The organism is Streptomyces sp. DSM 15324 (assembly GCF_001514285.1).
Lineage (GTDB): Bacteria > Actinomycetota > Actinomycetes > Streptomycetales > Streptomycetaceae > Streptomyces.
On the sequence record NZ_KQ949033.1, the window covers coordinates 119,225 to 144,425 of the forward strand.

Below are 25,201 nucleotides of genomic sequence, written 5' to 3' on the forward strand. Positions count from 1 at the left end.
TTCCGCGACTTGTGTCGTCACCTGAACAGGCATGCCGCACCCCCGAAAAGCCGTACATACCCCTTGACTCAGCCTTCGATATGGCGGCTAATTTCTACCGCAGCGGTACCGACAGAGCCGTCAGCCTCACGCAAACCCAGTGGAGTCGCACATGTCCGTCTACAAGCCTTCGGCCGACCGGGAGACAGGGACCAGCCGCAGAAGGGCCGCGTTGCTTGCCGGCTGTGCCGCCACCGTGCTGCTCACGGTGACCGCCTGTGCCGGCGGCGCCGCCGCCGGCAAGACCAACAAGGACGGTTTCGCCCAGGCGCCGCAGAAGGACGGGGCGTTGACCGTCTGGGTGGACGCGACCCGCATGGACGCCGCGAAGCTGTACCAGCAGCAGCACCCGGACGTGAAGCTGGACATCGTCAGCTACGACGGTGACGCCAACGGCTCCAACTACCTCCAGACCAAGGTGCAGTTGTTCAACCGCACCGGCAAGGGCTGGCCGGACGTCGTCTTCAGCTCCCAGAACAACGAGGCCTCCTGGGCGGTCGACGCGGGCTTCGCGGCGCCGCTGAACAAGGGCCTGATCCCCGAGTCGACCCTGGCCGACTTCGCCACCGGCGCCAACGACGTCTGCACCGTGAACGGCACCGTCTACTGCCTGCGCAACGACCTCTCCCAGGCGGTGCTCTGGTACAACGCGCCGCTGCTGAAGAAGTTCGGCTACACGGTCCCGACGACCTGGGAGGAGTACCAGACGCTCGGCGAGAAGGTCGCCAAGGAGCACCCCGGCTACCTGGTGGGCGACGCCGGCGACTCCTTCACCCCCGAGATCTACCTGTGGGCGAGCAAGTGCGGCGCCAACCACATCACCGGCCCCAAGGCCGTGTCGGTGAACACCACCAGCGAGGCCTGCACCAAGATGGCCAAGCTGATGGACACGCTGATCAAGAACAAGTCGATGTCGATCAGCGGGGTCTTCAGCACCGACTTCGGCAAGAACCAGGCCGACAAGGTCCTGCTCATGCCCGGCCCGGCCTGGTACGGCGGCGCGCTGTTCGAGGGAACCTTCAAGACCCCGGCCCAGCAGATCGCGGCCGCGCCCATCCCGCAGTGGCAGGGCGACACCGCGCCGTCCACCGGCAACGTCGGCGGCGGCACCTGGCTGCTGTCCCAGCACTCCACCCACATCAAGGCCGCCACCGACTTCCTGAAGTGGGTCACCACCGACAACGCCTACCAGGGCGAGAAGGCGCCGGGCTTCCCCGCGTACGCGCCGGCCGCCCAGACCTGGCTGACGGGGCAGAACGCCTCCGGCTACTACGCCAGTGACCTCAGCGCCCTCAAGGCAGCCTCCTCCCAGGTCTGGAACGGCTGGGGCTCGGGCCAGTTCAGCCAGGAGGCCATCTGGGCCGCCACCGTCAAGCCCGGCATGACGCAGGGCAAGACCATCGAGTCGCTGCTGCCCGCCTGGCAGGACTCGATCGTCAAGTACGCCCAGGCCGACGGATACAAGGTCTCGCAGTGACCGTCACGCACTCATCGGCCGGCTCCGTCCGGGGGCGCCCTCGCGGCACCGCCCGGCAGAGCCGGGCCGGCGTGGCATTCGTCGCCGGCTACGTACTGCTGCTGATCGCGTTCGGCGTCCTCCCGACCTGTTACGCGATCTACTTCGCGTTCACGGACGCGGGAGGCGCCTTCACCGGGCTCTCCAACTTCGTCACCACGGCACAGGACTTCCGCTTCGTCGACTCCCTGGGCCATGTGGCCCTGTACCTGGTCTTCTGGCTCCTGTCCCTCGTGGTGTTCGTGGTGCTCCTGGCGCTGCTCCTGCACAAGCTGGCCTCCGGGCCGCTCAGTCAGGCGCTGCGCTTCCTCTACTACATTCCCGGGGCCCTCGCCGGCGCCGCGAGCGTCCTGGTGTGGCTGTTCATGCTGGACCCGACCGTCAGCCCCGTCAGCTCCCTGCTGGAGACGCTGGGCTTCCGCACCTTCGGCGAGGTCATCGCCCCCGGCAATCTGGCGCTGCTGTTCACGATCATCGCGTTCTGGACCGGCGCGGGCGGCTGGATCGTCGTCATGTACGGCGCGCTCAACAACATCCCCAAGGACGTCATGGAGGCCGCGCGCATCGACGGCGCGAACGGCTGGCAGACCGCCTGGCGGGTGCAGATCCCCCTGCTCCGCAAGTGGATCGTCTACATGGTGATCCTGGCCTTCGCGGGCGGCGCCCAGCTCTTCGTCGAGCCGCAGCTGCTCTCCCTCGCCAGCACGGGCGTGGCCGGCCGCGACTACTCGCTCAACCAGTTGACGTACGACTTCGCCTTCCAGATGAACAACATCAACGGCGCCGCCGCGGTCTCGGTGGAACTCCTGGTCGTCAGCGTGTCGGTCGCCGGTGTCTTCGTCGCACGATCGGGGTTCTTCGATGCCGACTGACACACGGTCCACCCCTGCTGCCGCCCCTCCGCGCACGAAACGGGATCGGCACGTGGAAGCCCGGTACGGCGACCCACGGCAGCGCCGCCGGCCACCGCGGCACCTGGCGTCACGGCTCCTTGCGGGCTCGGTGCTCACCGTGTTCGTGGTGTTCTTCGTGCTGCCGGTGCTGTGGCTGCTGCTCGCGGCGACCAAGACCGACCAGCAGCTGGTCCACGGCCACCCGCTGTCCTTCGGGTCCTGGCACGCGCTCACGGCCAACTGGCACGCGCTCACGGCCTTCCAGGACGACGCCATCCTGATGTGGCTGGGCAACTCCGCCGTCTACGCCGCGATCTCGCTGGTCATCACGCTCTGCCTGGCCGTTCCGGCCGGGTACGCGCTGGCGATGACCGAGTTCCGCGGCCGGCACGCGCTGCTGGTCGCGACCCTGGTCGTGATGCTGATGCCGAACGCCACGCTGGTGGTGCCGCTGTTCCTGGAGCTCAACGCGGTGCACCTGATCGGCACGATGTGGTCGATCATCCTGCCGTACTCGTTCTACCCGTTCGGCGTGTACCTGACGTACATCTACTTCACCACCGCCGTGCCCCGGGACCTCCTCGCCGCGGCCCGGATGGACGGCTGCTCCGAGTTCGGGGTCTTCCGTCATGTCGCCCTGCCGCTGGCGACCCCCGTCATCGCGCTGGTCGGCTTCTTCAGCTTCGTCGCCAACTGGACGAACTACTTCCTGCCGTACGTGATGCTCCCCGAGAGCGATCAGATGCCGATCCAGGTGGGTGTGGGAAGCCTGCTCAGCAATGTGCCGTCGTTCAACCCGGCCGTCGGCGACCTCGCGATCCAACGCCCGCAACTGGCACTGGCGACGCTGGTCGCCATCACACCGGTCCTCGTCGTGTTCCTGTTCGCCCAGCGCTTCCTGGTCAGCGGAATGCTCGCCGGCGCCACCAAGGAGTGACAGCTTCATGCCCTTCAGCCCTCACCCCGACGCCTCCGGCGACGACAGCCCGGCGGCCGACCGCCCCGCCCCTTCACCCGACGTCCACGCCACGGTCCCGCTGCTCGAACCCCCCGGCTGGGCCGTCGCCCAGCGCGCGCTGTTCGACCTGCTCGACCACGCCTGGCGCCGCTTCGCCCGCGACTTCACCGGCCCCGACGGACGCCTGAACTACACCGGCCCGCTGACCACCCGCGACGGTGTGGACGACTTCTACGAAGTGTTCTTCAACTGGCCCCAGCTGTACCTCCTCGGCGGCGCCGACGACCTCCTGCCCGCCAGCGAGAAGCACTGGGAGGGCGTCACCAGGCAGCTGACCGAACTGGACATGCTGCGCGACGAGTTCGAGCGCGGCTACGACTGGTTCCACCAGGGCGAGAGCCTGCTGCTGCTCTACTTCCTGTGCATGGCCGCCCCCGACCGGTGGCGTGAGCGCGCCCTGCGCTTCGCCGAGCTGTACGTCGACCCGGCCAAGGGCAACTACGACCCCGAGCAGCGCATCATCACCCGCCCGCACAACGGCAGCGACCCCGAGCGCACCGGCCTCTTCGACGGCGACGTGTACCCGTGGCTGCCGAAGGAGGCGGAGACCTACGGATTCCCCCTCGACTGGCTCCCCGAGGCCGCGGACGGCCCCTTCCCCCTGTCGGCGGACCCGCGGCTGGGCGACCAGATGCGGGACCGGATGGGCGTCGGCGACACCGCGGTCAACCTCGCCGCGGCCGGACTCGTCCTCAACGCCTGGATCCTGTCCGGCGAGGAGCGCTACCACGACTGGATCGTCGAGTACGTCGGCGCCTGGCGCGCACGCACCGAGGCGAACGGCGGTCTGATCCCGGACAACGTGGGCCCGGACGGCGAGGTCGGCAGCCTGCTGGAGGGCCGCTGGTACGGCGGCCACTACGGCTGGTCCTGGCCGCACGGCTGGCACAGCCTCGGCCACGCGGCCTGTGTGGCGGCGCTCGCGGCGGCCACGGTCACCGGCGACGACGACTACCTCTCCATGGTCGCGACCTCGCTCGACACCCTCATCGAGCGCGGCAAGGTCATGCCCCACACGGAGGCCGACTCCAGCCTGCCCTCCAAGTGGGCGGTGGAACTCGGTCCGGACCGGCACACACCCACGCTCCACCTGCCGTTCCGCCACAACGACTCCGGCTGGTTCGACTACAACCCGGCCACACCCCCCGTGCCGGTGGCCCTGTGGCACCACACCTCCTCCGAGTCCGACCGGGCCCGGCTGGAGGGGCTGCGCGAGGCGGACGGCATCGACTGGCGCACGGTGCGGCCGTTCCGGTCCAAGGAGGACTCCGGGCACGAGAAGGCGTGGTTCGCCTTCCTCGCCGGTGACGACCCCGGCTACCCGGAGCGGATCCTCGCCATGGCTCAGGCCCAGGTCCGCCACCGGCTGCGGCGCATCGACCGCTACCGCCACCTGGACGTGCCCGAGGCCGACATCCACGTCTGGCAGCTGTGCAACCCGGTCGTCACCGAGGCCCTGGTGCAGCTGACCTGGGGCGGCCCGCAGGTGCTGTACCAGGGCGGTCTTCAGCAGGCGCGGCTGCGCTACCACGACGCCGAAGCCCGCCGGGCCGGTCTGCCGGCGGATGTCGCCGCCCTCGTCACCTCCATCGACCCCGAGGCGACCACCGTCGAGCTGGTCAACCTGGCCCCCGAGACCGACCGCACGGTGATCGTCCAGGCCGGCGCGTTCGCCGAACACACCATCACCGGCGTCCGGTACACCACCTGCCAGGACGACAGCTGGATCGGCGACATGTACGACTACGGCCACACCGAGCCGGAGGTCGTAGAAGCCGAAGTGCCCTGCGACAGCTCATTCCTGACGGTTCGTCTGCCCGCCTCCACGCGCATCCGGCTCACCCTGCGGCTCGGGCTGCGCTCCCGCACACCCAGCTACCGCACCCCGTTCGACAGCACGGCCGAGCGGACCGACTCCAACGACACGACAGGGGACTCGGCGTGAAGCGCATCGCCCAGACCATCAGGCTCCGCCCCGAACACCGCGAGGAGTACCTCCGGCTCCACTCGGCCGTGTGGCCCGGCGTCGAGGCCGCGCTGCTCCGGGCGAACATCCGCAACTACAGCATCTTCCTCCACGGTGACGTGCTGTTCGCCTACATGGAGTACATCGGCGACGACTTCGACGCGGACATGGCGTCCATCGAGGCCGACCCCGAGACCCGGCGCTGGTGGAAGCTCACCGACCCGTGCCAGGAACCCTTCCCCGACAGGGGCGAGGACCGCCAGTGGAGCGAGCTCCCCGAGATCTGGCACCTGAGCCCGCCCGGCGACGACGCCACCGCCTGACCCGGCCCGTACCAGCCCGACCCGACTTGGACCACCCCGTGAACGCACCCGTGCTGATCGACGCCCACCACCACCTGTGGGACCTCGCCCAGCGCCCGCAACCCTGGCTCGACGACCCGGACGTGGCGTCCATCCGCCGCACCTTCACCCCCGATGACCTGCGCTCCACCGCCACCCACCCGATCGCGGGCCGGCGGCTGCACGGCACGGTGGTCGTGCAGTGCATCCCGGACGTACCGGAGACCGAGGATCTGCTCGCCCTCGCGGAGCAGGAGCCGCTGATCCTGGCCGTGGTCGGGTGGGCCGACCTGACGTCACCGGCCATCGGTGACGTGCTCGACCGGCTGCTCGCCGGGCCGGGCGGCGGGTACCTGCGCTCCCTGCGGCACCTCGCCCAAGGCGAGACGGACCCGAACTGGCTGCAACGCCCCGATGTGGAACGCGGGTTGAGAGCGGCCGGGGACCGCGGACTGCGCTACGACGTACTCGTCCGCGACCACCAGCTCGACCAGGCGATCCGGCTCGCGGAACGCTTCCCCGACCTGCCCCAGGTGCTCGACCACGCGGGCAAGCCGGACATCGCCCGCCGCGACATCGACGGGTGGGAGAACCGGATCCGGCGGCTGGCCGTACATCCGCACGTGGTCTGCAAGGTCTCGGGGCTGATCACCGAAGCCGACCACACCCGCTGGACCACCGCCGACCTCCGTCCCGTCTGGGACGTGCTGGTCTCCGCCTTCGGTCCCGAGCGGCTGATGTTCGGCTCGGACTGGCCGGTCGCCAACCTGGCGGGCGGCTGGAACCGGTGGGCCGCCACCGTGGACGAACTCCTCACCGGGTGGGGCGAGAGCGATGTCCACGCGCTCCTCTCCGGCACCGCCACCGCGTTCTACGGCCTAGACCCCGTCGCGGGGCAGGCCGACGCCGCGGCCCGGACGTCCTGACCCCGCCACCTTGCCGCCCCGCACATCTCGCCGAACCCACGCCGGACACACCGCCGCGCATGCCGAGGCCCGGCATGGGCGGGCTCCGGTCCGCGCCGAAGGGACCCCACCCCGTGACACTCGCAGCCCGCTATCTGTCCGCCCGCACCCTCGACACCGCTCCGGTCCCCAGCACACCACCGGGTCCCGGCGAGGTGGAGCTGGCCCCCGCCTACGTCGGGATCTGCGGTACCGACCTGCACATCTTCCACGGGGACATGGACGCCCGGGTCACCGCACCGGCCGTCCTCGGGCACGAGATGTCCGGACGCGTCACCCGCGTCGGCCCGGACGTCGAGGACTGGCGGCCCGGCGACGCGGTCACCGTGATGCCGCTGCGCTGGGACGGCACCTGCCCGGCCTGCCGCGCGGGCCACCAACACGTCTGCCAGCACCTGGACTTCATCGGCATCGACTCCCCCGGCGCGATGCAGCAGCGCTGGACCGTGCCCGCCTCGACTCTGATACGGCTGCCCGACTCCCTCCCCCTGCACCGGGCGGCCCTCGTCGAACCCACCGCGGTCGCGGTGCACGACGTGGGCCGGGCCGGGGTGCGCGAGGGCGAGCGGGTCGTCGTGGTCGGCGGCGGCCCGGTCGGCGTCCTGATCGCCCTGGTGGCCCGGGCCGCGGGCGCGGACGTCCGGGTGGTCGAGCTGAGCACCCACCGGCGGCTGCTCGCCGAGGAGTGGGGACTGACCGCGTGGGACCCGGCCGCCGAGGACCTGCCCGAGCTGGTCCGGGAGTGGACCGGCGACGCGGGAGCGGACGTCGCCTTCGAGGTGTCCGGCGCCGCGGGCGGCGTGGACACGGCGGTCGACGTGCTCGGCGTGCGCGGCCGGCTGTGCCTGGTGGCCATCCACTCCCGGCCGCGGGAGGTGAACCTGCACCGCTTCTTCTGGCGCGAACTCACGCTCGTCGGGGCCCGGTTGTACGACCGCTCCGACTTCGAGAAGGCGGTCGCCCTGGTCGCCGACGGGACCATCCCGGCCGAGCGGCTGATCAGCAAGGTCGTGCCGCTCACCGAAGCGCCCGCCGCCTTCGAGGCCCTGGAGGGCGGCGGCGACGTGATGAAGATCCTCGTGGACTGCACCGACGACACCGACGACGCCCAGGGAGCCGCCGTATGACCGCCTTCGACCTCACCGGGAAACTCGCCGTCGTCACCGGCGCCCGGCGCGGGATCGGCCGGGCCATGGCCCGCGCACTCGCCCAGGCCGGGGCGGACGTCATCGGGGTGAGCGCCTCGCTGGAGGAGTCCGGCAGCGCAGTCGAGAAGGACGTCACCGCCACCGGCCGCACCTTCGAGGCGATCCGCGCCGACTTCGCCGACCCCGAGGCCGTACGGAACCTGGGCGCGGACCTGGCCGGGCGCGAGCGTCCGGTGGACATCCTGGTCAACAACGCGGGCACCATCCGCCGGGCCCCCGCTGTCGAACACACCGACGCCGACTGGGACCTGGTCCTCCAGGTCAATCTGAGCGCCCAGTTCGCGCTGGCCCGGGCGGTCGGCGCGGCGATGGTGGCGCGCGGCAGGGGGAAGGTCATCTTCACCGCCTCCCTCCTCAGCTTCCAGGGCGGCATCACCGTCCCCGGCTACACCGCCGCCAAGCACGGCATCGCCGGTCTCACCAAGGCGCTCGCCAACGAGTGGGCGCCGCACGGCGTCAACGTCAACGCCATCGCGCCCGGCTACATCGCCACCGACAACACCCAGGCCCTCCGGGACGACCCGGTGCGCAGCAAGGCGATCCTGGACCGCATCCCGGCCGCGCGCTGGGGCAGCGCCGACGACCTCGCGGGCGCCACCGTGTTCCTGGCCTCGGACGCGGCCGCCTACGTCCACGGCACCGTCCTCCCGGTCGACGGCGGATGGCTCGGCCGGTGACCGGCGATGTCCTCATGGCCACCTCGCCGAGGTCGAAGCGCTCCTCGCAGGCGCCACGGCCCGCGTCCGACGCCTAACGTCCCTGACAGGAGCCCCTCATGCGCCGCCACAAGATCCCTCACACCCCCGTCGAGGTCACCGAACTCGGCTTCGGCGCCTCGGTGATCGGCAACCTGTACCGGGTGACCGCCCCCGCGGCCGCGGCGGCCGCCGTCGACACCGCCTGGAGCGCCGGCATCCGCTACTTCGACACCGCGCCCCACTACGGCCTCGGCCTCTCCGAACGCCGGCTCGGCGCCGCCCTGCGCGACCGGCCCCGCGAGCAGTACGTCGTCTCCTCCAAGGCGGGCCGCCTGCTCGTCCCCAACGAACATCCGCAGGGCGTCGACGACCAGGGGTTCGTCGTACGCGACGACCTGCGCCGCCAATGGGACTTCAGCCGTGACGGCATCCTGCGCTCCCTCGACGAGACGCTGGAGCGCACCGGCCTGGACCGCCTCGACGTGGTCTACCTCCACGACCCCGACGACCACTGGCGCCAGGCCGCCGACGAGGCCATGCCGGCCCTGGCGGAACTCCGCGACCAGGGCGTGATCGGGGCGATCGGCGCCGGCATGAACCAGTCCGCCATGCTCGCCCGCTTCCTGCGCGAGAGCGCCGCCGACGTGGTGATGCTGGCCGGCCGCTACACCCTGCTCGACCAGTCCGCCCTCGACGACGTCCTGCCCGCCGCGCAGGAATGCGGCAAGGGCGTCGTCGCGGTCGGCGTCTTCAACTCCGGCCTGCTCTCCGAGGACCGGCCCGCCGAGGGCATGAAGTACGACTACCGGGACGCGCCGACGGACCTGGTGCAGCGGGCCCTGGCCATCGCCGAGGTCTGCGAGCGGTACGGCACCACCCTGCCCGCCGCCGCCATCGCCTTCCCTCGGACACACCCCGCCGTCGTCAACGTCACCCTGGGCATGCGCACCGCGGAACAGGTCCGGCGCAACGTCGAACTGCACGCCCGGCGGGTCCCCGACGGCCTCTGGGACGAGCTGCGCGCGCAGGGCCTGATCAGGGCCGACGTGCCCACCACGAGCCAGGACGACCGCGTGCTCGGAACTCGAACGTGAACAGCGGCAGAGTGCTCGACGTGCCCTCCGGCGGCACCCGGCTCGTGCAGACGCCGGACACCGGCGCCGACAGCCGGCTGTGGAAGGTCGTCAGCGTCGACTGATGCGCGCGGGGCCGGGCAGCGCCGTCGGCCGGCCCTCCGCACCCGGGGGGCCGGTCAGGCGGGGCGCGCGTGTGCGGCGTTCGACGGCCTGGCCCCCGTACGTGCCCGCGACGATCAGCGCGGCGCCGAGGGCGGAGAGCGCGGTGAGGTGTTCACCGCCGAAGGCGATGCCGACCAGCAGGGCCCACACCGGCTCGGTGCCCAGCAGCAGACTCGCGCGCGTCGCCGAGGTGCGCTGCACGGCCCAGGTCTGCGCCAGGAAGGCGAACAGACCGCAGAACAGGGCCAGATAGGCGAGCTGGGCCCAGGTGGCGGCGTCGATGCGGGCCACCTGCGGCAGACCGGTCGCTGTGAAGGGCAGGAACAGGACCGTGCCGACGACCACCTGCACGGTCGTCAGGTGCAGGGGTCGTATCGCCCGGCCCGCGGTGAGCCGTCCGACGAGCACCACATGGCCGGCCCGGACCACCGCCGCCCCGAGCATCAGCAGATCACCGGCGCCGGGGGTACGCAGACCGGTGCCCGAGACGAGCAGGCCCACGCCCGCGACGCAGACGCCGGCCGCGAGGAAGAACGCCGGCGGCGGTCCGGCCGGACGTCCGGCGCGGTCCAGCACCGGGGTGAGGACGAGGGTGAGGCTGATGATCAGGCCCGCGTTGGCGGCGCTCGTGCGGGCGACGCCGTACGTCTCCACGACGAGGACGGCGGCCTGGGTGACCCCGAGCAGGGCGCCGCGCGCCACCTCGTCCCTGGTCGGCGGGCCGGACCTCGCGCGCAGGGCGGTGACCACGGCGACGCAGGCGGCGGCGGAGAGGGCGTAGCGCAGGAAAAGGACGAGGAGGACGGGGGTGGTGGCCGTGGCCGTCTTCGCCGAGAGATAGCTGGAACCCCAGACGACGGCGACGGCCAGCAGCACCACATCGGTGCGGCGGGTGGCTGGCATGACCTCCACCCTGGCGGACCTGCATTTTGAAGTAAACGACGAGTTGCTCAACCAATGCTTAAGCGACGCTACACTCACGGCATGGACGAGAGGCAGCTGCGGGTGCTGCGGGAGCTGGGCGAACTGGGCAGCGTCACCGCGGCCGCCGAGGCGATGCGGGTGACGCCGTCGGCGATCTCGCAGCAGCTGCGGCTGCTCCAGCGGTCGATTCCGGTGCCGCTCACCGAGCGGGACGGCCGCCGGCTGGTCCTCACGGCCGCCGGTCAGGCCCTGGCCGACGCGGCGATCGGGGTGGAGACGGCGCTCGCCCGGGCGCGCCATGCCGTGGACGAGTTCGTGGAACGGCCCGACGGCGCGGTGTCGGTGGCGGCCTTCCACAGCGGGGCCGCCGCCTTCTTCCCGCTCCTGCTGCGCGGCCTCGGCACACCGGGGTCGCCGCGCGTCCGCCTGCACGACGCGGATGTGGCGCAGGACGACTTCCCGCCGCTGACCCGCCACTACGACCTCGTCCTCGCCCACCGGCTCGATCACGCGCCGCCCTGGCCGCCGACCGCGACGGCCACCCCGCTGCTGCGGGAACCCCTGGACATCGCCCTGCCCGCCGACCATCCGCTGGCCGCGAAACCGGTGCTGACGCCCGAGGAGGTCGCCGACCAGCCCTGGATCACCGTGCACGACGGCTTTCCGCTGATGGCCACCGTCGAGGCCGTCTCCGCAGCGGCCGGCCGCAGGGTGGAGATCGTCCATCGCGTCAACGAGATCGCGGTGGTGGCGGAGGTGGTGGCCGCGGGCGGCGGCATCGCCCTGATGCCGCGCTGGACCTCCCGCCCGCACCCGGCGGTGGTCCTGCGCCCGCTCAGCGGTATCCACGCCGCCCGCCACGTCGACGTACTGCACCGCCCCGAACGCGCGGCCCGCCGAGCCGTGCGCACGGTTCTCGCCGCTCTGCGGCGAGCGGCGGAGGAGGTACGGGACCGAGGCGGCGATCCGGCCCCGGGAATCCGAGCCCGTCGACGTTGACATCACCGGCGGACGCCTCCGTAGTCATGCAGCGAGGTGCGAGGGACATGCCCAGACATCACCGGGCCGCCCGGGAGAGCGCGGACGGAGCCTCGGCGGGCAGGGCCGACACGCCCCGGATGACCGTCGCCATGGTCACCCACGCCTCCCCCGGCGACACGTTGTGGGACCTGATCCGCAAGGGCGCCCAGGCCGCCGCGGCAACGTCAAGCTCGTCCACTCCAGCGACCACAACGCCGGGAACCGGTCGACGGCATCGCGAATTCGGGGCTCGACCGAGATCAGCGCCCGCGAGACCCCCGCCTTCGCGGCGACGTCCGCCATCGTGGGCCGCGGCCCGCCCGAAGCGTCCACCTGGACCCACTGCTCGGGGCGGGTCAGGGCACGGCGGGGCCGGTGATCTGCCTGCCGTCGTCGCCGTAGGGCCAGACATTGGGGACGCAGCCGTTCATGCCCTTGATCTGCTGCATCATCGCGGGGGCCGGCTTCCCCGCGCCGGGGCAGCCGACATGGCCGTGGCCGAGGTAGTGGCCGACCTCGTGGTTGATGATCAGCGCCCGGTAGGACGGGACGTCCCGGGCGTAGACGGGGGTGGCCAGTTCCCAGCGCTCCAGGTTGACCATGACCTTGTCGAAGACATTGCAGTTGAAGTCGCCGTGGGTGTCCAGCCCGCCCTCCAGACAGACCTTGTCGACGGTGCCGGGGGTGGCCACCTTGACGACGAAGTCGGCGCTCCCACCGGAGACCCGCTGGAAGGCGACGGCGCCGTCGGCGGTCCAGCCGCGCGGGTCGGCCAGCACGGCGTCCACCTGCCGTGCCACGTCCGCGGTGGAGAGCCGCAGCCCCGTCTCGACCTCGACCCGGTAGCGGAGGGGCTTCTTCCCCTTGCCGGCCGGGGCGCTGCCGCCGGCGGCGGTGACGAAGGTTCCGGGACCGGTGGCCGGGAGGGGGACGGTGGTCCCGGAGGGGCTCGGCGAGGGGCTCCCGGATACCGCACCGGACGAGCCGGAGGCGGACGCGCCGGGGCTCGGGGCGGTACGGCCGGGCGCCGGCCCTGCCGAGTCGGAGACCCCGGGCTCGGACGTGTCCGCCCCACCGGCGCCCGAGCCACGGGCACCCGATCCGACGGCGCCGGACCCGCCGGCACCCGCCCCGGAGGCACCGGCCCCGGATGCACCGGATTCCGAGGCGCCGGACTCCGCGGCTCCGGGCTCGGCGCGACCGGCGCTTCCCACCCCCGCCAGGACGTCCCTGCCGGCCGGCAGCGCCCAGCCCACGGCGGCGAAACCGGCGACCCCGAGGGCGGCCGTCGCGGCGAGCCCGCCCCACAGCGGGCCCTTCCCGCGGCGCCGCCCCGCGGCGTGCGCGGGAGCGCGGCGGCGGCCGGCGGTGGAGGACTGTGCTTTGTGCTCGCTCATGGTCAGCCAGACTGTGAAGTTGATGTGTTCAGGTCCGGGTCAGACAATAACGGAATCGTAACGGGTGATCATCCGGTCTATGTGATCATCCGGTAACAGTGCCCCGCGCGGGCTGCGGCTGTCCCGATACTGAGCCCATGCCACGTGTTCTGCTGATCGAAGACGACCCCGCCGTGCGGGAAGGGGTCGCGCTGGGGCTGCGCCGCCAGAACCATGAGGTCGCCGCCGTCCCGACCGGGGAGGAGGGCATGGACCGGCTGCGGTCCTTCCGGCCCGACGTCGTCGTCCTCGATCTGATGCTGCCCGGGATGAGCGGCCTGGACGTGTGCCGTGCCGTCCGTGCCGTCGACCAGACCCTGCCGATCATCATGGCGACCGCGCGCGGTGATGACGTAGACATCGTTGTCGGTCTGGAGGCGGGCGCGGACGACTACGTCGTCAAGCCGGTGCAGGCCAGGGTGCTGGACGCACGCATCCGGGCCGTGCTGCGCCGGACGGGCGGAGCGGCCCCGGGCGACGGCGGGCTGCCGAAGATCTACACCTACGGGGAGCTGACCGTCGACCGGGCCGGTCTGTCCGTCACCGTGCGGGGCGCCCCGGTCCAGCTCGCCCCCTCCGAGCTGCGGCTGCTGCTGACCCTGTCCGCCTCCCCGGGCCAGGTGTTCAGCCGGCAGCAGCTGCTGGAGGCGGTCTGGGAGCACAGCTACCACGGCGACGCCCGGCTGGTGGACGCCTGCGTCAAACGGCTGCGCGCCAAGATGGGCGACCCGCCGCGCGAACCGCGCTACATCCAGACGGTCCGCGGTTTCGGCTACCGGTTCGCGTCGCGGTGAGACGCGCGGTGAACGACGCGGTGCACGGCGGGACGCAACACGCGGTGCACGACGGCGTGCATGACGGGACGCAAGCCGCGGGGCGTGACAGCGTGCAAGCCGGGGTGCAAGCCGGGGTGCATGACGCGGCGAAAGGGTCGGGGAAAGGCTCGGGGCCGCGACCGGCCACTCCGCAGCACGAGGCGAGCACGCCGGTCAAAGGGTCACGCGCGCCGTCCCGGGTGGTCCTGCGCGGGCTGCGGGTCCGGCTGGTCGTGGCGTTCGGGCTGGTCGCCGCACTGGCCACCACCACGACGGGTGCGCTGACCTTCCGCGAGGCGCGCAACGGGATGCTCCAGCAGAGCCAGGACACCGTCATCCGGCAGCTGCGCACCCAGGTCAGCCGGCTCTCCACCGGAGTCGCCTACCCGCCGACCGAGGACATGCTCCGGCAGTTCGCGGCCAACGTGGCACTCGCCGAACCCTCCGGCACCTGGCGCGTCCTCGTGACGTACGAGGGGCTGAGCGCGCCCTCCGTGCAGGGCTACCGCTTCGACGAGGTGACGCCCGCCGTGCGCGAGGCCGTCGGCTCCAGCACGGCCACGGTGTTCCAGCGGGTGCGCAGCGGGGAACGCACCTCCCTCGTCGTCGGCATGTCGGTCGTCTTCGCCTCCGCCGAGGGGGCCCTGACACCGACCGGCATCCGGGTGTTCCTGACCGTGCCCCAGACCGACGAACAGCGGTCCGTCGACGCGCTGGTCACGGCCATCGAGCGGGCGACCGCGTCGGCGCTCGGGGTGGCCGTGCTGCTCGCCCTGTTCGCGGCGCGCGGCGTGCTGCGTCCGGTGCGGGCGCTGCGCCGGGCGACCCGCAGCATCGCCGAGGGCCGGCTCGACACCCGGCTGGACGTCAACGGCTCCGACGAACTCGCCGATCTGTCCCACACGTTCAACGAGACCGCGGCGGCGCTGGAGCAGTCCGTCGCCGAACTGCGCGGCATGGAGGCGCGGGCCCGCCGTTTCGCCTCGGACGTCTCGCACGAGCTGCGCACCCCGCTGGCCGCGATGTCGGCGGTCACCGACGTACTGGACGAGGAGGCCGCCCACCTCGATCCGGACACGGCGACCGCGGTACGGCTGATCAGCGAGGAGACCGTGAAGCTGGCCCGGCTGGTGGAGGACCTGATGGAGATCTCCCGCTTCGACGCGGGAGCGGCGGTCCTGCACCTGGACGAGGTCGACCTCGCCGAGTCGGTCAGGCGCACCCTCGCCTCCCGGGGCTGGTCGGACGCGGTCGAGACCCGGCTGCCCGGACCCGACGAACTGCGCGGCCGGGTCGATCCGCGCCGGCTGGACGTGGTGGTGGCCAACCTGGTCGGCAACGCCCTGCGGCACGGCGGCCGGCCGGTTCTGCTGACGCTGTCGGAGGGCGGGCCGCACGCCACCCTGCGGCACGCTGTCCTGGAGGTGGCCGACAGCGGGCCGGGCATCCCCGAGGAGGTGCTGCCGTACGTCTTCGACCGCTTCTACAAGTCCGACACGGCGCGCACCCGTACCGAGGGCAGCGGGCTGGGCCTGGCGATCACCGAGGAGAATGTTCGGATGCACGGCGGCACCGTCCGCGCGGCCAACCGTCCGGGCGGCGGTGCCGTCTTCACCGTGGAACTCCCGCTGCGGCGGGACGAGTCGGCGTGGGAGAAGCAGTGACGGGACGTGCCTGCCGTGCGGCGCTGCTGATCGTCGGCGCGGTGCTCGCGCTCTGCTCCTGCGGCATCCCCGAGACAGGGGTGGTCGAGGCGGGCGGTCCGGCGAGCGGGATCACCGCGACGACCCCGCTGTACTTCGTCCAGGACGGCGCGCTGTTCGCCGTGCGCCGTGCGGTCCCGGAGGCCGGGGACGCCGCCGTCGCCATCGAGCAGATGCTGGAGGGCCCGGACGTGGTGGAGCGGTCCCGCGGGGTGACCACGCAGGTGGCCTGGTCGTCGGGGCCGGACTCCTTCCTCCCGACCGACGACTCCTCGCAGACCCGGGACGACCTCGCCGAGGCGGGCGAGCCGACCGCGGCGCCGGTCCCCTCGGCGTCCGAGTCGGCCAAGGAGCCCGTACGGGCCACGACGGACGGCCGCAGGGTCTCGGTCGTCCTGCCGAAGGACGTGGCGACGGAGCTCTCCCCTCTGGCGCAGCGGCAGCTGATCTGCACGGCGGGCCGGGCCCGCCGCCTCGTCCTGCGGGACACGGAGCCGGTGACGGTGACCGTGACCACGGCCGGAGGCCGGCACGCCGAGGGGACCGACGAGGACTGCCCCGATCCGTAGGCCGCGCCATCTCCCCGTCGGCGTACGACGCGGGGCTGGTCAGGGTGAGGTGGCCGTCGGCCTCGGCCGGGGCGGCGCGCGCCTGGGCCGACCGGGCGGCCGCGGCCCTGCGCCCGGTGCGTCGGAACCCGCGCGTCGTTTCGGACGGACCGCGCGGGAACCGGCTGAGGCGGGGCACGGCGCCGCGTGGCCCGGCGGACGGACCCCGAAGTCCGGCCCTATGGTGGCCTGATGTGCTGGAGCGCGACGGCCGATCTCGTGGCGGGCGCCGGTGTCACGGCCGTCGGGGTGGCCGCCGTGGCGCGGGTGCGCGCGCGGCGCGATCTGCCGCTCGCCGCGCTGCCGCTGCTGCTCGGGGCGCACCAGATCGTCGAGGCGGTCGTCCGGCACCGGGGCGGGGGCGGCGGGGCCGCCACCGTCGTCTGGGCCGTCATCGCGCTGCCGCTGCTGGCGGTGTGGGTGCCCGCCGCGGTGTGGTGCGCGGCCACGGGCCCGGGCGCGCCGGCCGCCCGTCCCCGGCTGGCCGTGCCGCTCGCGGTGGGAGCCGCGACCGCCGCGGCCCTCGCGTACGGGCTGGCCACCGGCCCGATGACGGCCGAGATCCACGGCCGGACCCTCGGCTACACCTTCGGACTCCCCCATCCCCCGGTCCTCGTCGCGGGCTACCTGCTGGCCACCGTGGGCTCCCTGCTGCTGTCCGGCGACCGGCGGCTGACCCTGCTCGGCGTGCTCGTCGCCGTCGGGGCGTCGGTGTGCTGGGCGCTCTGGCGGCTGGAGTTCGTCTCGACCTGGTGCGCCCTGGCGGCCGTGTGCTCGGTGATGCTGCTCGGCTGGGCACGCACCCGGCCCCCGCCCACCGGGACACCGCTCCACCGAGCCGCCTGAGCCGGCGCGCGCCCGACGGAGGACTGACCCGGTCCCGGCGTGCGCGGGCGCGTAGCCCGGTGGAGGCTGGGCGGCATGGTGGGTGAGCGCGGGCGCGGGGACGGGACGGAGGACGTGGAGGCGGTGCTCGACGCCCTGTACACCACCCCGCCGTCCGGTTTCGTGGCGCGCCGTGAGGAGCTGGCGATGGCAGCCCGGACGGCGGGCCGGGCGGAGGACGCCCGCCGGATCCACGGGGCCCGTCGGCCCACCCTCGCCGCCTGGGCCGCGAATCTGCTGCTGCGGTCTCGGCCGGAGGAGAGCCAGCGGTTCCTGGAGCTGGGCCAGGCACTGCGCAGGGCCCATCGGGACCTGGATCCGGGCGCGGTGAGGGAGCTGTCCGACCAGCGCCGCAGGATCGTCGTCGCGCTGACCCGCCGGACGGCCGACCTCGCGCTCGACGCCGGGCAGCGGCTGTCGGCCGCCGTGCTGAGCGAGGTCACCGCCACCCTCCAGGCCGTGCTCGCCGACGCCGACGCGGCGGACCGGTGGGCCACGGGCCGCCTGGACAACGCCCTGGTCCCGCCGTCGGGCTTCCCGGCGGGGGCCGCACCGGCGCGCCCGGTGCGGCGCGGTCCGCCGTCCCCTCCTCGCAGGGACGACCTCGCCCGACGGCGCCGGGAACGCCTCTCCCGTTCCCGTGCGGCGGCCGACACCGCCGCGCGGGAACGGGACGAGCGGCGCGCGGAGCACACCGCCGCCGAGGCGGCCGTAGGCAGGGCTCGGGAGCACCACGGGCGGGCCCGGCGGGAGGCGGAGGACGCGGAAGAGGCGCTGCGGCGGGCCCGGGAGACGCTCCGGTCGGCGGCCGAGGAGGAGCGGCGGGCCGAGGAACGGTCCCGCGCGGCCGGCGACGCGCTGGCCCGTGCGGAGCGGGAGGCCCGGCGGGCCGCCCGGGAGGCGCAGCGGCTGGAACCGGCTCCCGGGGACGGCCCCGAGTAGGGGGTGGTCCGCTCCCCCGGTGGTGCCGGAGGGCAGGATGGGGGCATGAGCGTAGTCAAGATCAACGTACTGACGGTCCCGGCCGAGCAGCGGGAGACCCTCGAGAAGCGGTTCGCGGCGCGGGCGCACGCCGTGGAGAACTCCGACGGGTTCGAGTGGTTCGAGCTGCTCCGCCCGGTCGAGGGCACCGACACCTACCTCGTCTACACGCGCTGGCGGGACGAGGAGTCGTTCCAGGCGTGGATGGAAGGTCCGATGAAGTCCGCGCACCGGGGCGGCGCCGAGGGCGAGCAGGCCAGGCCCGCCGCCTCGGCCGCGACCCTGTGGTCCTTCGAGGTGGTGCAGCAGGCGGCCCCGAAGGAGGCGTAGCCGGTCGCGCCGGTGGGCGGACGGGATGCCGCCGTCCGCCCACCGGACCCACCGGGTGGGGCCCCCTCGTGCGGCTGCCGGGCCGCCGGGACCCCGGAGCGTAGGCTGAAAAGGTCGGGCACTCCTTCGCGACGCAGCCCCGCCCCCCTTGATTTTCCTGTGCATTACCTGTGACTGACCCGACCTTTGCCTGCCGGGGTCCGCCGTTCGCCTGGCCTTCACGCGGGGCAGGCCCGGGGCTCCTAGGGTGTGCGGCGCCGCTCCCCGAACGTCCGTCGCTTCTGTCCCGGAGGACAGTCATGGCCGCCGTCAAGGCTTCCCAGCGCAACCGACGCCCCCTCGCCGCACTCGCCGGCGCCGTCGCCCTCACCGCCGCCTCGATCGGTGTCTGGGCCACCACGGCCACCACCGCCCAGGCCACGGGGCTCCCGACCCCTGACCACGTGGTGGTCGTGGTGCTGGAGAACCACGCCTACTCGCAGGTCATCGGCAGCTCCAGCGCCCCCTACCTCAACAACACGATCAAGGCGGGCGGGGCGAACCTCACCCAGTCCTACGGTCTGACCCATCCCAGCGAGCCCAACTACTACATGCTCTTCTCGGGCTCCAACCAGGGCCGCACCGACGACAGTTGTGTCTCCGTCGGTTCGATCTCCGCCCCCAACCTGGCCTCCGAGCTGATCGCCGCGGGCACGACCTGGGCGAGCTACAACGAGTCGCTGCCGAGCCAGGGTTCGACGACCTGCAGCAGCGGCAGGTACGCGCAGAAGCACAACCCCTGGTTCGGGTTCTCCAACGTGCCGACCAGCACCGCGAAGACCTTCGCGCAGTTCCCGACCGACTACACGACCCTGCCGAAGGTGTCCTTCGTCGTGCCGAACCTGTGCAGCGACATGCACGACTGCTCGGTCTCCACCGGCGACACCTGGATCCAGAACAACCTGGGCGCCTACGCCACCTGGGCCAAGACCCACAACAGCGTCCTCGCCGTGACCTTCGACGAGGACAACAAGCTCTCCGGCAACCGCATCCCCACCCTGTTCTACGGGGAGCACGTCACGGCTGGCAGCTCCAGCGCCACCACCTACAACCACTACAACGTGCTGCGCACGATCGAGGACCTGGCCGGCCTGTCCGCGCACGCCGGCAACGCCGCCTCGGCCTCCGACATCACCGGCATCTGGAACTGACGCCGGTGTACCTCGCGGACTCCCGCGGCACCGCGCCGGCCGTCGCCCAGGACATCCGTCCCGGGCGGCGGCCGGCCGCCGTGCCCTCCACCGTGCTGGCCCTCGGCGCCGTCAGCCTGATCACGGACGTCTCCTCCGAGATGGTCACCGCCGTCCTGCCGCTCTACGTCGTCGCGGGCCTCGGTCTGTCGCCGCTCGGCTTCGGACTCCTCGACGGCATCAACAACGGCGTCGGGGCGCTCGTACGGCTGGCGGGCGGCCATCTCGCCGACCGAGGGGGCCACCGGCACAAGGCGGTCGCGGGCCTCGGCTACGGTCTGTCGGCCCTGTGCAAGCCGCTGCTGCTGGTCGCCCACACCCTGCCGGTGATCAGCGGCGTGCTCGCGGCCGACCGCACCGGCAAGGGGCTGCGCACCGCGCCCCGGGACGCAATGATCTCGCTGGCCACCGAGCCCGAGCGCCGGGGACGCGCCTTCGGGGTGCACCGGGCGATGGACACCACCGGCGCGCTGCTCGGCCCGCTCGTCGCCTTCGCCGTGCTGCGGGCCACCGTCGACGGCTACGACGCGGTCTTCGCCGTGAGCGGCTGCGTGGCCGTGCTCGGAGTGCTGGTGCTGGTGCTGTTCGTACCCGCCCGCATCACCCCCGCGGGGGCCGTACGGCCTCCCGAGACGGCCCGGCCGACGCTGCGGGAGGCGTTGGCGCTGCTGCGGCGCCCGGCCCTGCGGCGGCTGACCGTGTGCGCGGCGCTGCTGGGCCTGACGACGGTCAGCGACTCCTTCCTGTATCTGCTGCTCCAGCGCGAGGGAGGGCTGCCCGCCGATCTGTTCCCGCTGCTGCCGCTGGGCACCGCCGCCGTCTTCCTGCTGCTCGCCGTCCCGCTCGGGGCGCTCGCCGACCGGACCGGCCGCCGCCGGCTCTTCCTCGCCGGGCACGGGGCCCTGCTGCTCGGGTACGCCCTGGTGCTCTCCCCGTGGCACGGCGTCCCGGCGGTGTCGGCGGTCCTCGTCCTGCACGGCACCTTCTACGCCGCCACCGACGGGGTCCTCGCCGCCGCCACCGCCGGTGCCGTCCCGGACCGGCACCAGGGCGCCGGGCAGGCCCTGGTCGGCACCGGTCAGGCGCTGGCCCGGTTCACCTGCTCGCTGGCCTTCGGCGCGGCCTGGAGCCTGTGGGGCGGGCGGACCGCGCTCGCGGCCACGGCCTGCGCCCTGGCCCTCAGCGCGCTGGCCGCCGGGTACGTCCTGCGCCCCTCCGCCGTCCGCGCACCGGACGAGGCGGTGTCCGTATGACCGGCGCCGGCACACCCCGGACCGGAGGCCGGAACGGCACGAGCGGGACCGACACCCCCCGCACCGGCATGACCGGGACCGGCCGGCGGCTGGTGATCCTGCTGGTGGCCGTCCTACTGCTGGGGAGCGTGGGGACCGGGGCGGTGCTGTACGCGGCGCACCGGTCGGGCATGCGGGACCAGCAGCAGGCCGACGGACCGGCCGTGCGGGCCGGCAGTGTCTCGCTGCGGCCCGCCTCCGGCCGCCGGCTGCTGGTGCGCAACCTGGCCTGGGGGCCGCACCGCGACGAGATCGCCAGCGTGCCCGCCGACGATCCGGGGGGACCGCGCACCGTGTCGGGCGTCAAGTGCCTGCGCTTCCACGCGGCGGCGGGCACCGGCATCTGTCTCCAGGCCGTGCACGGGGCACTGCGGGACACCTACCGGGCAGTGGTGCTCGACGCGCGCCTGCACGAGCTGCGCCACTTCGCGGTGCCGGGCATCCCGACGCGGGCCCGGGTCTCCCCCTCGGGGCACCTGGTCGCCTGGACGGTCTTCGTGAGCGGGGACTCGTACGCCGGTACGGACTTCTCCACCCGCACGGCGATCGTCGACACCCGCACCTGGACGGTCGACGACAATCTGGAGACCTTCCGCGTCGTCAAGGACGGGCACGCCCACCACGCGGCCGACACCAACGTCTGGGGTGTCACCTTCGCCGACGACCGCCGCTTCTACGCCACCCTGGCGACGGGCGGGAAGACCTATCTCGTCCGGGGCGACGTCACGGCCCGCACCCTCACCACCCTGCACGCCAACGTCGAATGCCCTTCGCTGTCGCCCGACGGGACCCGGATCGCGTACAAGAAGCGGGTGAAGGGGGCCTCGCCCGACGCGCCCTGGCGGCTGTACGTGCTCGATCTGCGGACCCTGAAGGAGAGCCCGACGGCCGAGACCCGCACCCTCGACGACCAGGCGCTGTGGGCTGACGACCACACGCTCGTCTACGCCCTCCCCGGCGACTACGGCTCCGATCTGTGGACCGTGTCCGCCGACGGCGGCGGCACGGCCCGCCGGCTGATGGACTCCGCCGTCGCCCCGGCCTACCTGAGGTGACCGTGCCCGTGAGGCCGCGTTCTTGGCACGAGCCCGCGTGCTTGGCATGAGCCTGGTGGAACCGGAGGGGCGTAACGGGCGTTTTCCCCTGTGCACGGGGTGGACCCGGCGGCCGATCCGGAGGAACGAGGGCGACGTGACGAGTGACAAGGCCCGAAGGCTGTTCGAGGCGCTCGACCTCGATCAGGACGGGACCCTGACCAGGGCGGAGGTGATCACCGCCCTGCGGACCAGGGGCCCGTCGCTCGCCGCGTCGGGGGTGCTGCCGTTCCACGGCCTGGGGGACGCCGACGCCTCCTCCGCCCTGTTCGACGCGGCCGACCAGAACGGGGACGCGGTGCTGACGCCGGAGGAGTTCGCGGCGGTCGTCGACCGGCGCTTCGGCTGGAACTGAACCCCGGGCCTGCGGCGCCCGCCGCCCGCCCCAAATGCGTCGCGCCCCGCGGGCGACGGCCACTAGCCTCCGCGGGGACAAGACGAAGAGGCGGCGACCGCGAGAGGGGCACGCATGGGGACCGACCGACTGGGCCTGCTGCTCGACCAGTTCGACTGTGCCAGGCAGAGGGCCCAGGTACGGCTGGCGGGGCTGGGGGACGAGGAGTACCTCTGGGAGCCGGCGGCGGACTGCTGGTCGATCCGGCGCCGCGGGGAGGCGAGGACCCCCCGTGCGTTCGGGCCGGGCGACTGGGTGCTGGACCAGGGCGCCCCGGACATCCCGCCGAGCGAGTACGCCGAGGTGGCCCGGCAGGCCGCGGACGGGATGTCCGTGGCCAAGATCGCGGAGGACTGGAGCGTGAGCGTGCGGCGGGTCGAGGAGGTCCTCGCCCACACCGGCCCGGTGCTGCCCGACCGGACGCCGGTCACCACGATCGCCTGGCGGCTGGGGCACCTCCACTACGGCTTCGCGGGCGGCTGGGAGTGGGCCTTCGGCGAACGGCGCCGGGATCCGAAGCTGATGGTCGACTTCACCCCCGACGCCTCCCTCGCCCTCGAAGGGTTCTGGGCCTCGGTCGACCGCTGGCGCGAGGCCGTCGCCAACGTCACCGACGAACAGCTCGACACCGTCGGCTTCTCCCAGTATCCCTACGGCTCCGACCCCGACGATCCGTTCGTGGACGTGCTCTGGGGCGGCAACCTGGAGTTCATCCACCACATGTCCGAGATCGCCCTGCTGCGCGACCTCTGGCAGCACCGGGCCTGACGGCACGCGGCGTTCCCGGCCCGCGCCTCCTGCGACACCGCTCGCCGGACGCCTTGCCCCCACACCCCCCGTACTCGAACTGCCGTTCACCCGCCCCGACCCGCAACGTCCGGGCGTCCGGCGAGTTCTCAGGTCACGGTGTCGTCTGCCGCGTACGGTAGCCCCGCTGCCTCGCCTCGCCCTGTGCGGTGGCGCGGATACGCACAGTGAAGGAACGGCAAGAGGGAAAGGAAACGGGCGAGGATGACGGAGGCCACGGCGAGCGAGCCGGACGAGCGGGTACTGGGGCGCCGGTGGACGGTGCGACTGGACCCCGCCGGTCGTGGCAGCGCGGCGGTACGCGTCTCGTGCAGCCGCCCTGCCTGCGCCGAGCAGCGACTGCCGTCCGCCGCCGCCGGCCGTGCGGCCGCGGTCGAACACCTCAAGTCCCATCTGCGGGCGGTCGCGGAGCCTCGGGCCGGGGCGTACTGCGCGTGCCGGGCCGACAGCTGCCGTACGCACATCTCTCCCGCCGACCGGCAGCCGGGCGGCCAGCCCTGGCGGTGCGGCGGTGCGGTCGTCCTGGCCGTGGTCGTCGACCGGCAGGGCCGCTGGTGGCAGGCGATCGAGTGCTGCGCGCGCTGCGCGGCCGCGACCCCCGGCGCGAAGGTCGTCACCGCCGCCCCGCTCCCGGCCGGGTCGGCGGCCGACCGCCCGGTGGCCGCGCCGGCCGGGGCGCCCCGGTTCTCCGACACCTCCCCGCCCCCGGCCGGTGCGCGCGGGGTGCCGGCGCCCCGCTCCTCGCCCGCGCCGCGCACCCGCCCGCACGGGAAGATCGCCCAGCGGATCGTCCCGCACGATCTGCGGCCCACCGCCCTGCGGGACGAACTCGCCGCACTGGGCGACCTGTTCCGCGCGTACCAGAAGCAGGCCGAACCCGATCTGGCGCTCCTCGCGGACCTCCATGAACGCAAGGCGCGCGCCTTCACCACCTGGGCCGAGGTGAGCGGGGACAGGGCGCTGCGGCGGGAGGCGCTGCGCGCCGAGCAGGCCGCCGCCGCGGCCCGTTCCCAGCACCTCCAGCGCGGGGGTTTCGGCACGGACGCCGAGGGGCCGGCCGTCAGCCGTGTGCTGAACGTGCCGGCTCAGTGGGGGCACGTACGGTCCGTCCTCGCGCACGTGGCCGGGCACAGCCCGCTGCCGGGGCCGGACGCCCGGCTGCTCGCCCTGATGCTGACCCTGCGCACCGCGCACGCGGGGACCGGCAATGTCGTCGGCCAGGACGTCACCGCGCTGAACCTGACGGATCCGCAGGACCTGGTCGAGCGGCTGATCGACTGCGGATGGCTGGTCGTCCCCGGCACCGCCGAGGACCTGCTCGCCTCCCGGCCGGAGAACCCCGTCGCGGTCACCGTCCCCTCCCTGGCGCCGCGCGAGGACGGCTCCGGACCGTTCGCGTTCGGCAGGAAGACACGGCCCAGGCTGAGCGGGTGGGCCCAGCGGGTCGTCTCGGACAAGAAGCTCCGCAAGGCCCAAGCCGGCGCGGCCACCCGCCTGCTGGCGCTGACGCTGGCCACCCACGCCGACGGCTCGGGCCGCCTCGGCGCCGACGAGCCGGGCATCGCCCTGAGTTCGCTCACGGCCGCGGTCCCGGTGGACGCCGGCGAGTTGCCGCACCTGCTGGAGCAGCTCACGGCAGCGGCCTGGCTCGCCGAGGCCACGCTCACCGACACCCATCTGACCGGTCGGCTCACCGAACGCGTCCTGCCCCTGACCTGCCCCCTCCCCCGGGCGGACCGAACGGATCAGGCCGGGTAGGCAGGCCGCGCCGCACTCCCCCGACACCCCACACCCGACGCCG

The 25,201-nt window shown here is 73.2% G+C and carries 26 protein-coding genes; 23 read left to right on the forward strand and 3 right to left on the reverse strand.

From position 1 onward, the window contains the following. Window positions 1–151: 151 nt before the first annotated feature. The 10 genes from AQJ58_RS30315 to AQJ58_RS44935 all read left to right on the forward strand — a co-directional run bounded on the left by AQJ58_RS30315 (window position 152) and on the right by AQJ58_RS44935 (window position 9,842). Window positions 152–1,516, forward strand: a complete 1,365-nt coding sequence (locus tag AQJ58_RS30315) for an ABC transporter substrate-binding protein (RefSeq protein WP_067255912.1) — start codon at window positions 152–154, stop codon at window positions 1,514–1,516. After that, window positions 1,513–2,427 carry a carbohydrate ABC transporter permease gene (locus AQJ58_RS30320; RefSeq protein ID WP_067255914.1) on the forward strand — a complete coding sequence of 305 codons (915 nt, stop codon included), beginning with the start codon at window positions 1,513–1,515 and terminating at the stop codon, window positions 2,425–2,427. Before AQJ58_RS30315 ends, AQJ58_RS30320 begins: the two co-directional genes overlap by 4 nt. 103 nt (window positions 2,428–2,530) lie before the next feature. Beyond that, a complete protein-coding gene (locus AQJ58_RS30325) occupies window positions 2,531–3,385 on the forward strand; it encodes a carbohydrate ABC transporter permease (RefSeq protein ID WP_067256283.1) in 855 nt (284 codons plus the stop codon). 7 nt (window positions 3,386–3,392) lie between these two features. Next, window positions 3,393–5,411, forward strand: a complete 2,019-nt coding sequence (locus AQJ58_RS30330) for a DUF8034 domain-containing protein (RefSeq protein ID WP_067255917.1) — start codon at window positions 3,393–3,395, stop codon at window positions 5,409–5,411. Further along, a complete protein-coding gene (locus AQJ58_RS30335) occupies window positions 5,408–5,755 on the forward strand; it encodes an L-rhamnose mutarotase (RefSeq protein WP_067255919.1) in 348 nt (115 codons plus the stop codon). The genes AQJ58_RS30330 and AQJ58_RS30335 overlap by 4 nt, the downstream gene beginning before the upstream one ends. A gap of 38 nt (window positions 5,756–5,793) precedes the next feature. Then, on the forward strand, window positions 5,794–6,699 hold the full coding sequence (locus tag AQJ58_RS30340) for an amidohydrolase family protein (protein ID WP_067255921.1): 906 nt from the start codon (window positions 5,794–5,796) through the stop codon (window positions 6,697–6,699). A 113-nt stretch (window positions 6,700–6,812) separates the two neighbouring features. After that, window positions 6,813–7,865, forward strand: a complete 1,053-nt coding sequence (locus tag AQJ58_RS30345; protein WP_067256285.1) for a zinc-dependent alcohol dehydrogenase — start codon at window positions 6,813–6,815, stop codon at window positions 7,863–7,865. Next, window positions 7,862–8,623: an SDR family oxidoreductase gene (locus tag AQJ58_RS30350; RefSeq protein ID WP_067255923.1), complete on the forward strand. Its 762-nt coding sequence runs from the start codon at window positions 7,862–7,864 to the stop codon at window positions 8,621–8,623. Before AQJ58_RS30345 ends, AQJ58_RS30350 begins: the two co-directional genes overlap by 4 nt. A 98-nt stretch (window positions 8,624–8,721) precedes the next feature. Continuing rightward, on the forward strand, window positions 8,722–9,738 hold the full coding sequence (locus AQJ58_RS30355) for an aldo/keto reductase (RefSeq protein WP_067255925.1): 1,017 nt from the start codon (window positions 8,722–8,724) through the stop codon (window positions 9,736–9,738). Next, window positions 9,735–9,842, forward strand: coding sequence for an RICIN domain-containing protein (locus AQJ58_RS44935; RefSeq protein WP_234360347.1), 108 nt, complete (start codon window positions 9,735–9,737; stop codon window positions 9,840–9,842). The genes AQJ58_RS30355 and AQJ58_RS44935 overlap by 4 nt, the downstream gene beginning before the upstream one ends. Here AQJ58_RS44935 and AQJ58_RS30360 read toward each other — a convergent pair. Then, window positions 9,829–10,785, reverse strand: coding sequence for a DMT family transporter (locus tag AQJ58_RS30360; protein WP_067255926.1), 957 nt, complete (start codon window positions 10,783–10,785; stop codon window positions 9,829–9,831). The two genes, AQJ58_RS44935 and AQJ58_RS30360, sit on opposite strands and share 14 nt — an antisense overlap. Window positions 10,786–10,866: 81 nt before the next feature. Here AQJ58_RS30360 and AQJ58_RS30365 point away from each other — a divergent pair, with 81 nt between their 5' ends. Next, the gene (locus tag AQJ58_RS30365; RefSeq protein ID WP_067255928.1) at window positions 10,867–11,805 is read left to right on the forward strand and encodes a LysR family transcriptional regulator; all 939 of its coding nucleotides are present in this window, start codon (window positions 10,867–10,869) and stop codon (window positions 11,803–11,805) included. A gap of 58 nt (window positions 11,806–11,863) precedes the next feature. On the opposite strand, the gene AQJ58_RS43545 is transcribed toward AQJ58_RS30365, so the two are convergent. Together AQJ58_RS43545 and AQJ58_RS30370 are read right to left on the reverse strand one after the other, a co-directional pair. Continuing rightward, complete coding sequence (locus AQJ58_RS43545) at window positions 11,864–12,025, reverse strand: hypothetical protein (RefSeq protein WP_159056352.1); 162 nt, start codon at window positions 12,023–12,025, stop codon at window positions 11,864–11,866. 157 nt (window positions 12,026–12,182) lie between these two features. Then, complete coding sequence (locus tag AQJ58_RS30370; protein ID WP_079079333.1) at window positions 12,183–13,223, reverse strand: DUF3152 domain-containing protein; 1,041 nt, start codon at window positions 13,221–13,223, stop codon at window positions 12,183–12,185. 137 nt (window positions 13,224–13,360) lie between these two features. Here AQJ58_RS30370 and AQJ58_RS30375 point away from each other — a divergent pair, with 137 nt between their 5' ends. The 12 genes from AQJ58_RS30375 to AQJ58_RS30430 all read left to right on the forward strand — a co-directional run bounded on the left by AQJ58_RS30375 (window position 13,361) and on the right by AQJ58_RS30430 (window position 25,158). Continuing rightward, window positions 13,361–14,056: a response regulator transcription factor gene (locus tag AQJ58_RS30375; RefSeq protein WP_067255929.1), complete on the forward strand. Its 696-nt coding sequence runs from the start codon at window positions 13,361–13,363 to the stop codon at window positions 14,054–14,056. A 221-nt stretch (window positions 14,057–14,277) separates the two neighbouring features. After that, the gene (locus AQJ58_RS30380; protein ID WP_067255931.1) at window positions 14,278–15,741 is read left to right on the forward strand and encodes a sensor histidine kinase; all 1,464 of its coding nucleotides are present in this window, start codon (window positions 14,278–14,280) and stop codon (window positions 15,739–15,741) included. Further along, on the forward strand, window positions 15,738–16,349 hold the full coding sequence (locus tag AQJ58_RS30385) for a hypothetical protein (protein WP_067255932.1): 612 nt from the start codon (window positions 15,738–15,740) through the stop codon (window positions 16,347–16,349). The genes AQJ58_RS30380 and AQJ58_RS30385 overlap by 4 nt, the downstream gene beginning before the upstream one ends. Window positions 16,350–16,580: 231 nt before the next feature. After that, complete coding sequence (locus AQJ58_RS30390; RefSeq protein WP_067255934.1) at window positions 16,581–17,234, forward strand: DUF6629 family protein; 654 nt, start codon at window positions 16,581–16,583, stop codon at window positions 17,232–17,234. A 75-nt stretch (window positions 17,235–17,309) separates the two neighbouring features. Then, window positions 17,310–18,215 carry a hypothetical protein gene (locus AQJ58_RS30395; protein WP_067255935.1) on the forward strand — a complete coding sequence of 302 codons (906 nt, stop codon included), beginning with the start codon at window positions 17,310–17,312 and terminating at the stop codon, window positions 18,213–18,215. Between the two features lie 45 nt (window positions 18,216–18,260). Further along, on the forward strand, window positions 18,261–18,584 hold the full coding sequence (locus AQJ58_RS30400) for an antibiotic biosynthesis monooxygenase family protein (protein ID WP_067255937.1): 324 nt from the start codon (window positions 18,261–18,263) through the stop codon (window positions 18,582–18,584). 299 nt (window positions 18,585–18,883) lie between these two features. Further along, complete coding sequence (locus AQJ58_RS30405; protein ID WP_067255939.1) at window positions 18,884–19,774, forward strand: alkaline phosphatase family protein; 891 nt, start codon at window positions 18,884–18,886, stop codon at window positions 19,772–19,774. A gap of 5 nt (window positions 19,775–19,779) precedes the next feature. Beyond that, the gene (locus AQJ58_RS30410) at window positions 19,780–21,066 is read left to right on the forward strand and encodes an MFS transporter (protein WP_067255941.1); all 1,287 of its coding nucleotides are present in this window, start codon (window positions 19,780–19,782) and stop codon (window positions 21,064–21,066) included. 68 nt (window positions 21,067–21,134) lie between these two features. Then, window positions 21,135–22,160, forward strand: a complete 1,026-nt coding sequence (locus AQJ58_RS30415; protein ID WP_067256288.1) for a TolB family protein — start codon at window positions 21,135–21,137, stop codon at window positions 22,158–22,160. A gap of 136 nt (window positions 22,161–22,296) precedes the next feature. Then, window positions 22,297–22,554, forward strand: coding sequence for an EF-hand domain-containing protein (locus AQJ58_RS30420; protein ID WP_067255942.1), 258 nt, complete (start codon window positions 22,297–22,299; stop codon window positions 22,552–22,554). A 114-nt stretch (window positions 22,555–22,668) separates the two neighbouring features. After that, a complete protein-coding gene (locus AQJ58_RS30425) occupies window positions 22,669–23,361 on the forward strand; it encodes a DinB family protein (protein WP_067255944.1) in 693 nt (230 codons plus the stop codon). Window positions 23,362–23,604: 243 nt separating this feature from the next. Further along, window positions 23,605–25,158, forward strand: a complete 1,554-nt coding sequence (locus tag AQJ58_RS30430; protein ID WP_067255946.1) for a hypothetical protein — start codon at window positions 23,605–23,607, stop codon at window positions 25,156–25,158. The last annotated feature ends 43 nt before the right edge of the window (window positions 25,159–25,201 follow it).

Bases quoted from the DNA above. Each gene is read 5' to 3' on its own strand.
- AQJ58_RS30315 (WP_067255912.1), top strand. From the start codon at position 152: ATGTCCGTCTACAAGCCTTCGGCCGACCGGGAGACAGGGACCAGCCGC.
- AQJ58_RS30330 (WP_067255917.1), top strand. From the start codon at position 3,393: ATGCCCTTCAGCCCTCACCCCGACGCCTCCGGCGACGACAGCCCGGCG.
- AQJ58_RS30350 (WP_067255923.1), top strand. From the start codon at position 7,862: ATGACCGCCTTCGACCTCACCGGGAAACTCGCCGTCGTCACCGGCGCC.
- AQJ58_RS30355 (WP_067255925.1), top strand. From the start codon at position 8,722: ATGCGCCGCCACAAGATCCCTCACACCCCCGTCGAGGTCACCGAACTC.
- AQJ58_RS30360 (WP_067255926.1), bottom strand. From the start codon at position 10,785: ATGCCAGCCACCCGCCGCACCGATGTGGTGCTGCTGGCCGTCGCCGTC.
- AQJ58_RS30365 (WP_067255928.1), top strand. From the start codon at position 10,867: ATGGACGAGAGGCAGCTGCGGGTGCTGCGGGAGCTGGGCGAACTGGGC.
- AQJ58_RS30370 (WP_079079333.1), bottom strand. From the start codon at position 13,223: ATGAGCGAGCACAAAGCACAGTCCTCCACCGCCGGCCGCCGCCGCGCT.
- AQJ58_RS30375 (WP_067255929.1), top strand. From the start codon at position 13,361: ATGCCACGTGTTCTGCTGATCGAAGACGACCCCGCCGTGCGGGAAGGG.
- AQJ58_RS30390 (WP_067255934.1), top strand. From the start codon at position 16,581: ATGTGCTGGAGCGCGACGGCCGATCTCGTGGCGGGCGCCGGTGTCACG.
- AQJ58_RS30395 (WP_067255935.1), top strand. From the start codon at position 17,310: ATGGTGGGTGAGCGCGGGCGCGGGGACGGGACGGAGGACGTGGAGGCG.
- AQJ58_RS30400 (WP_067255937.1), top strand. From the start codon at position 18,261: ATGAGCGTAGTCAAGATCAACGTACTGACGGTCCCGGCCGAGCAGCGG.
- AQJ58_RS30405 (WP_067255939.1), top strand. From the start codon at position 18,884: ATGGCCGCCGTCAAGGCTTCCCAGCGCAACCGACGCCCCCTCGCCGCA.
- AQJ58_RS30415 (WP_067256288.1), top strand. From the start codon at position 21,135: ATGACCGGGACCGGCCGGCGGCTGGTGATCCTGCTGGTGGCCGTCCTA.
- AQJ58_RS30425 (WP_067255944.1), top strand. From the start codon at position 22,669: ATGGGGACCGACCGACTGGGCCTGCTGCTCGACCAGTTCGACTGTGCC.
- AQJ58_RS30430 (WP_067255946.1), top strand. From the start codon at position 23,605: ATGACGGAGGCCACGGCGAGCGAGCCGGACGAGCGGGTACTGGGGCGC.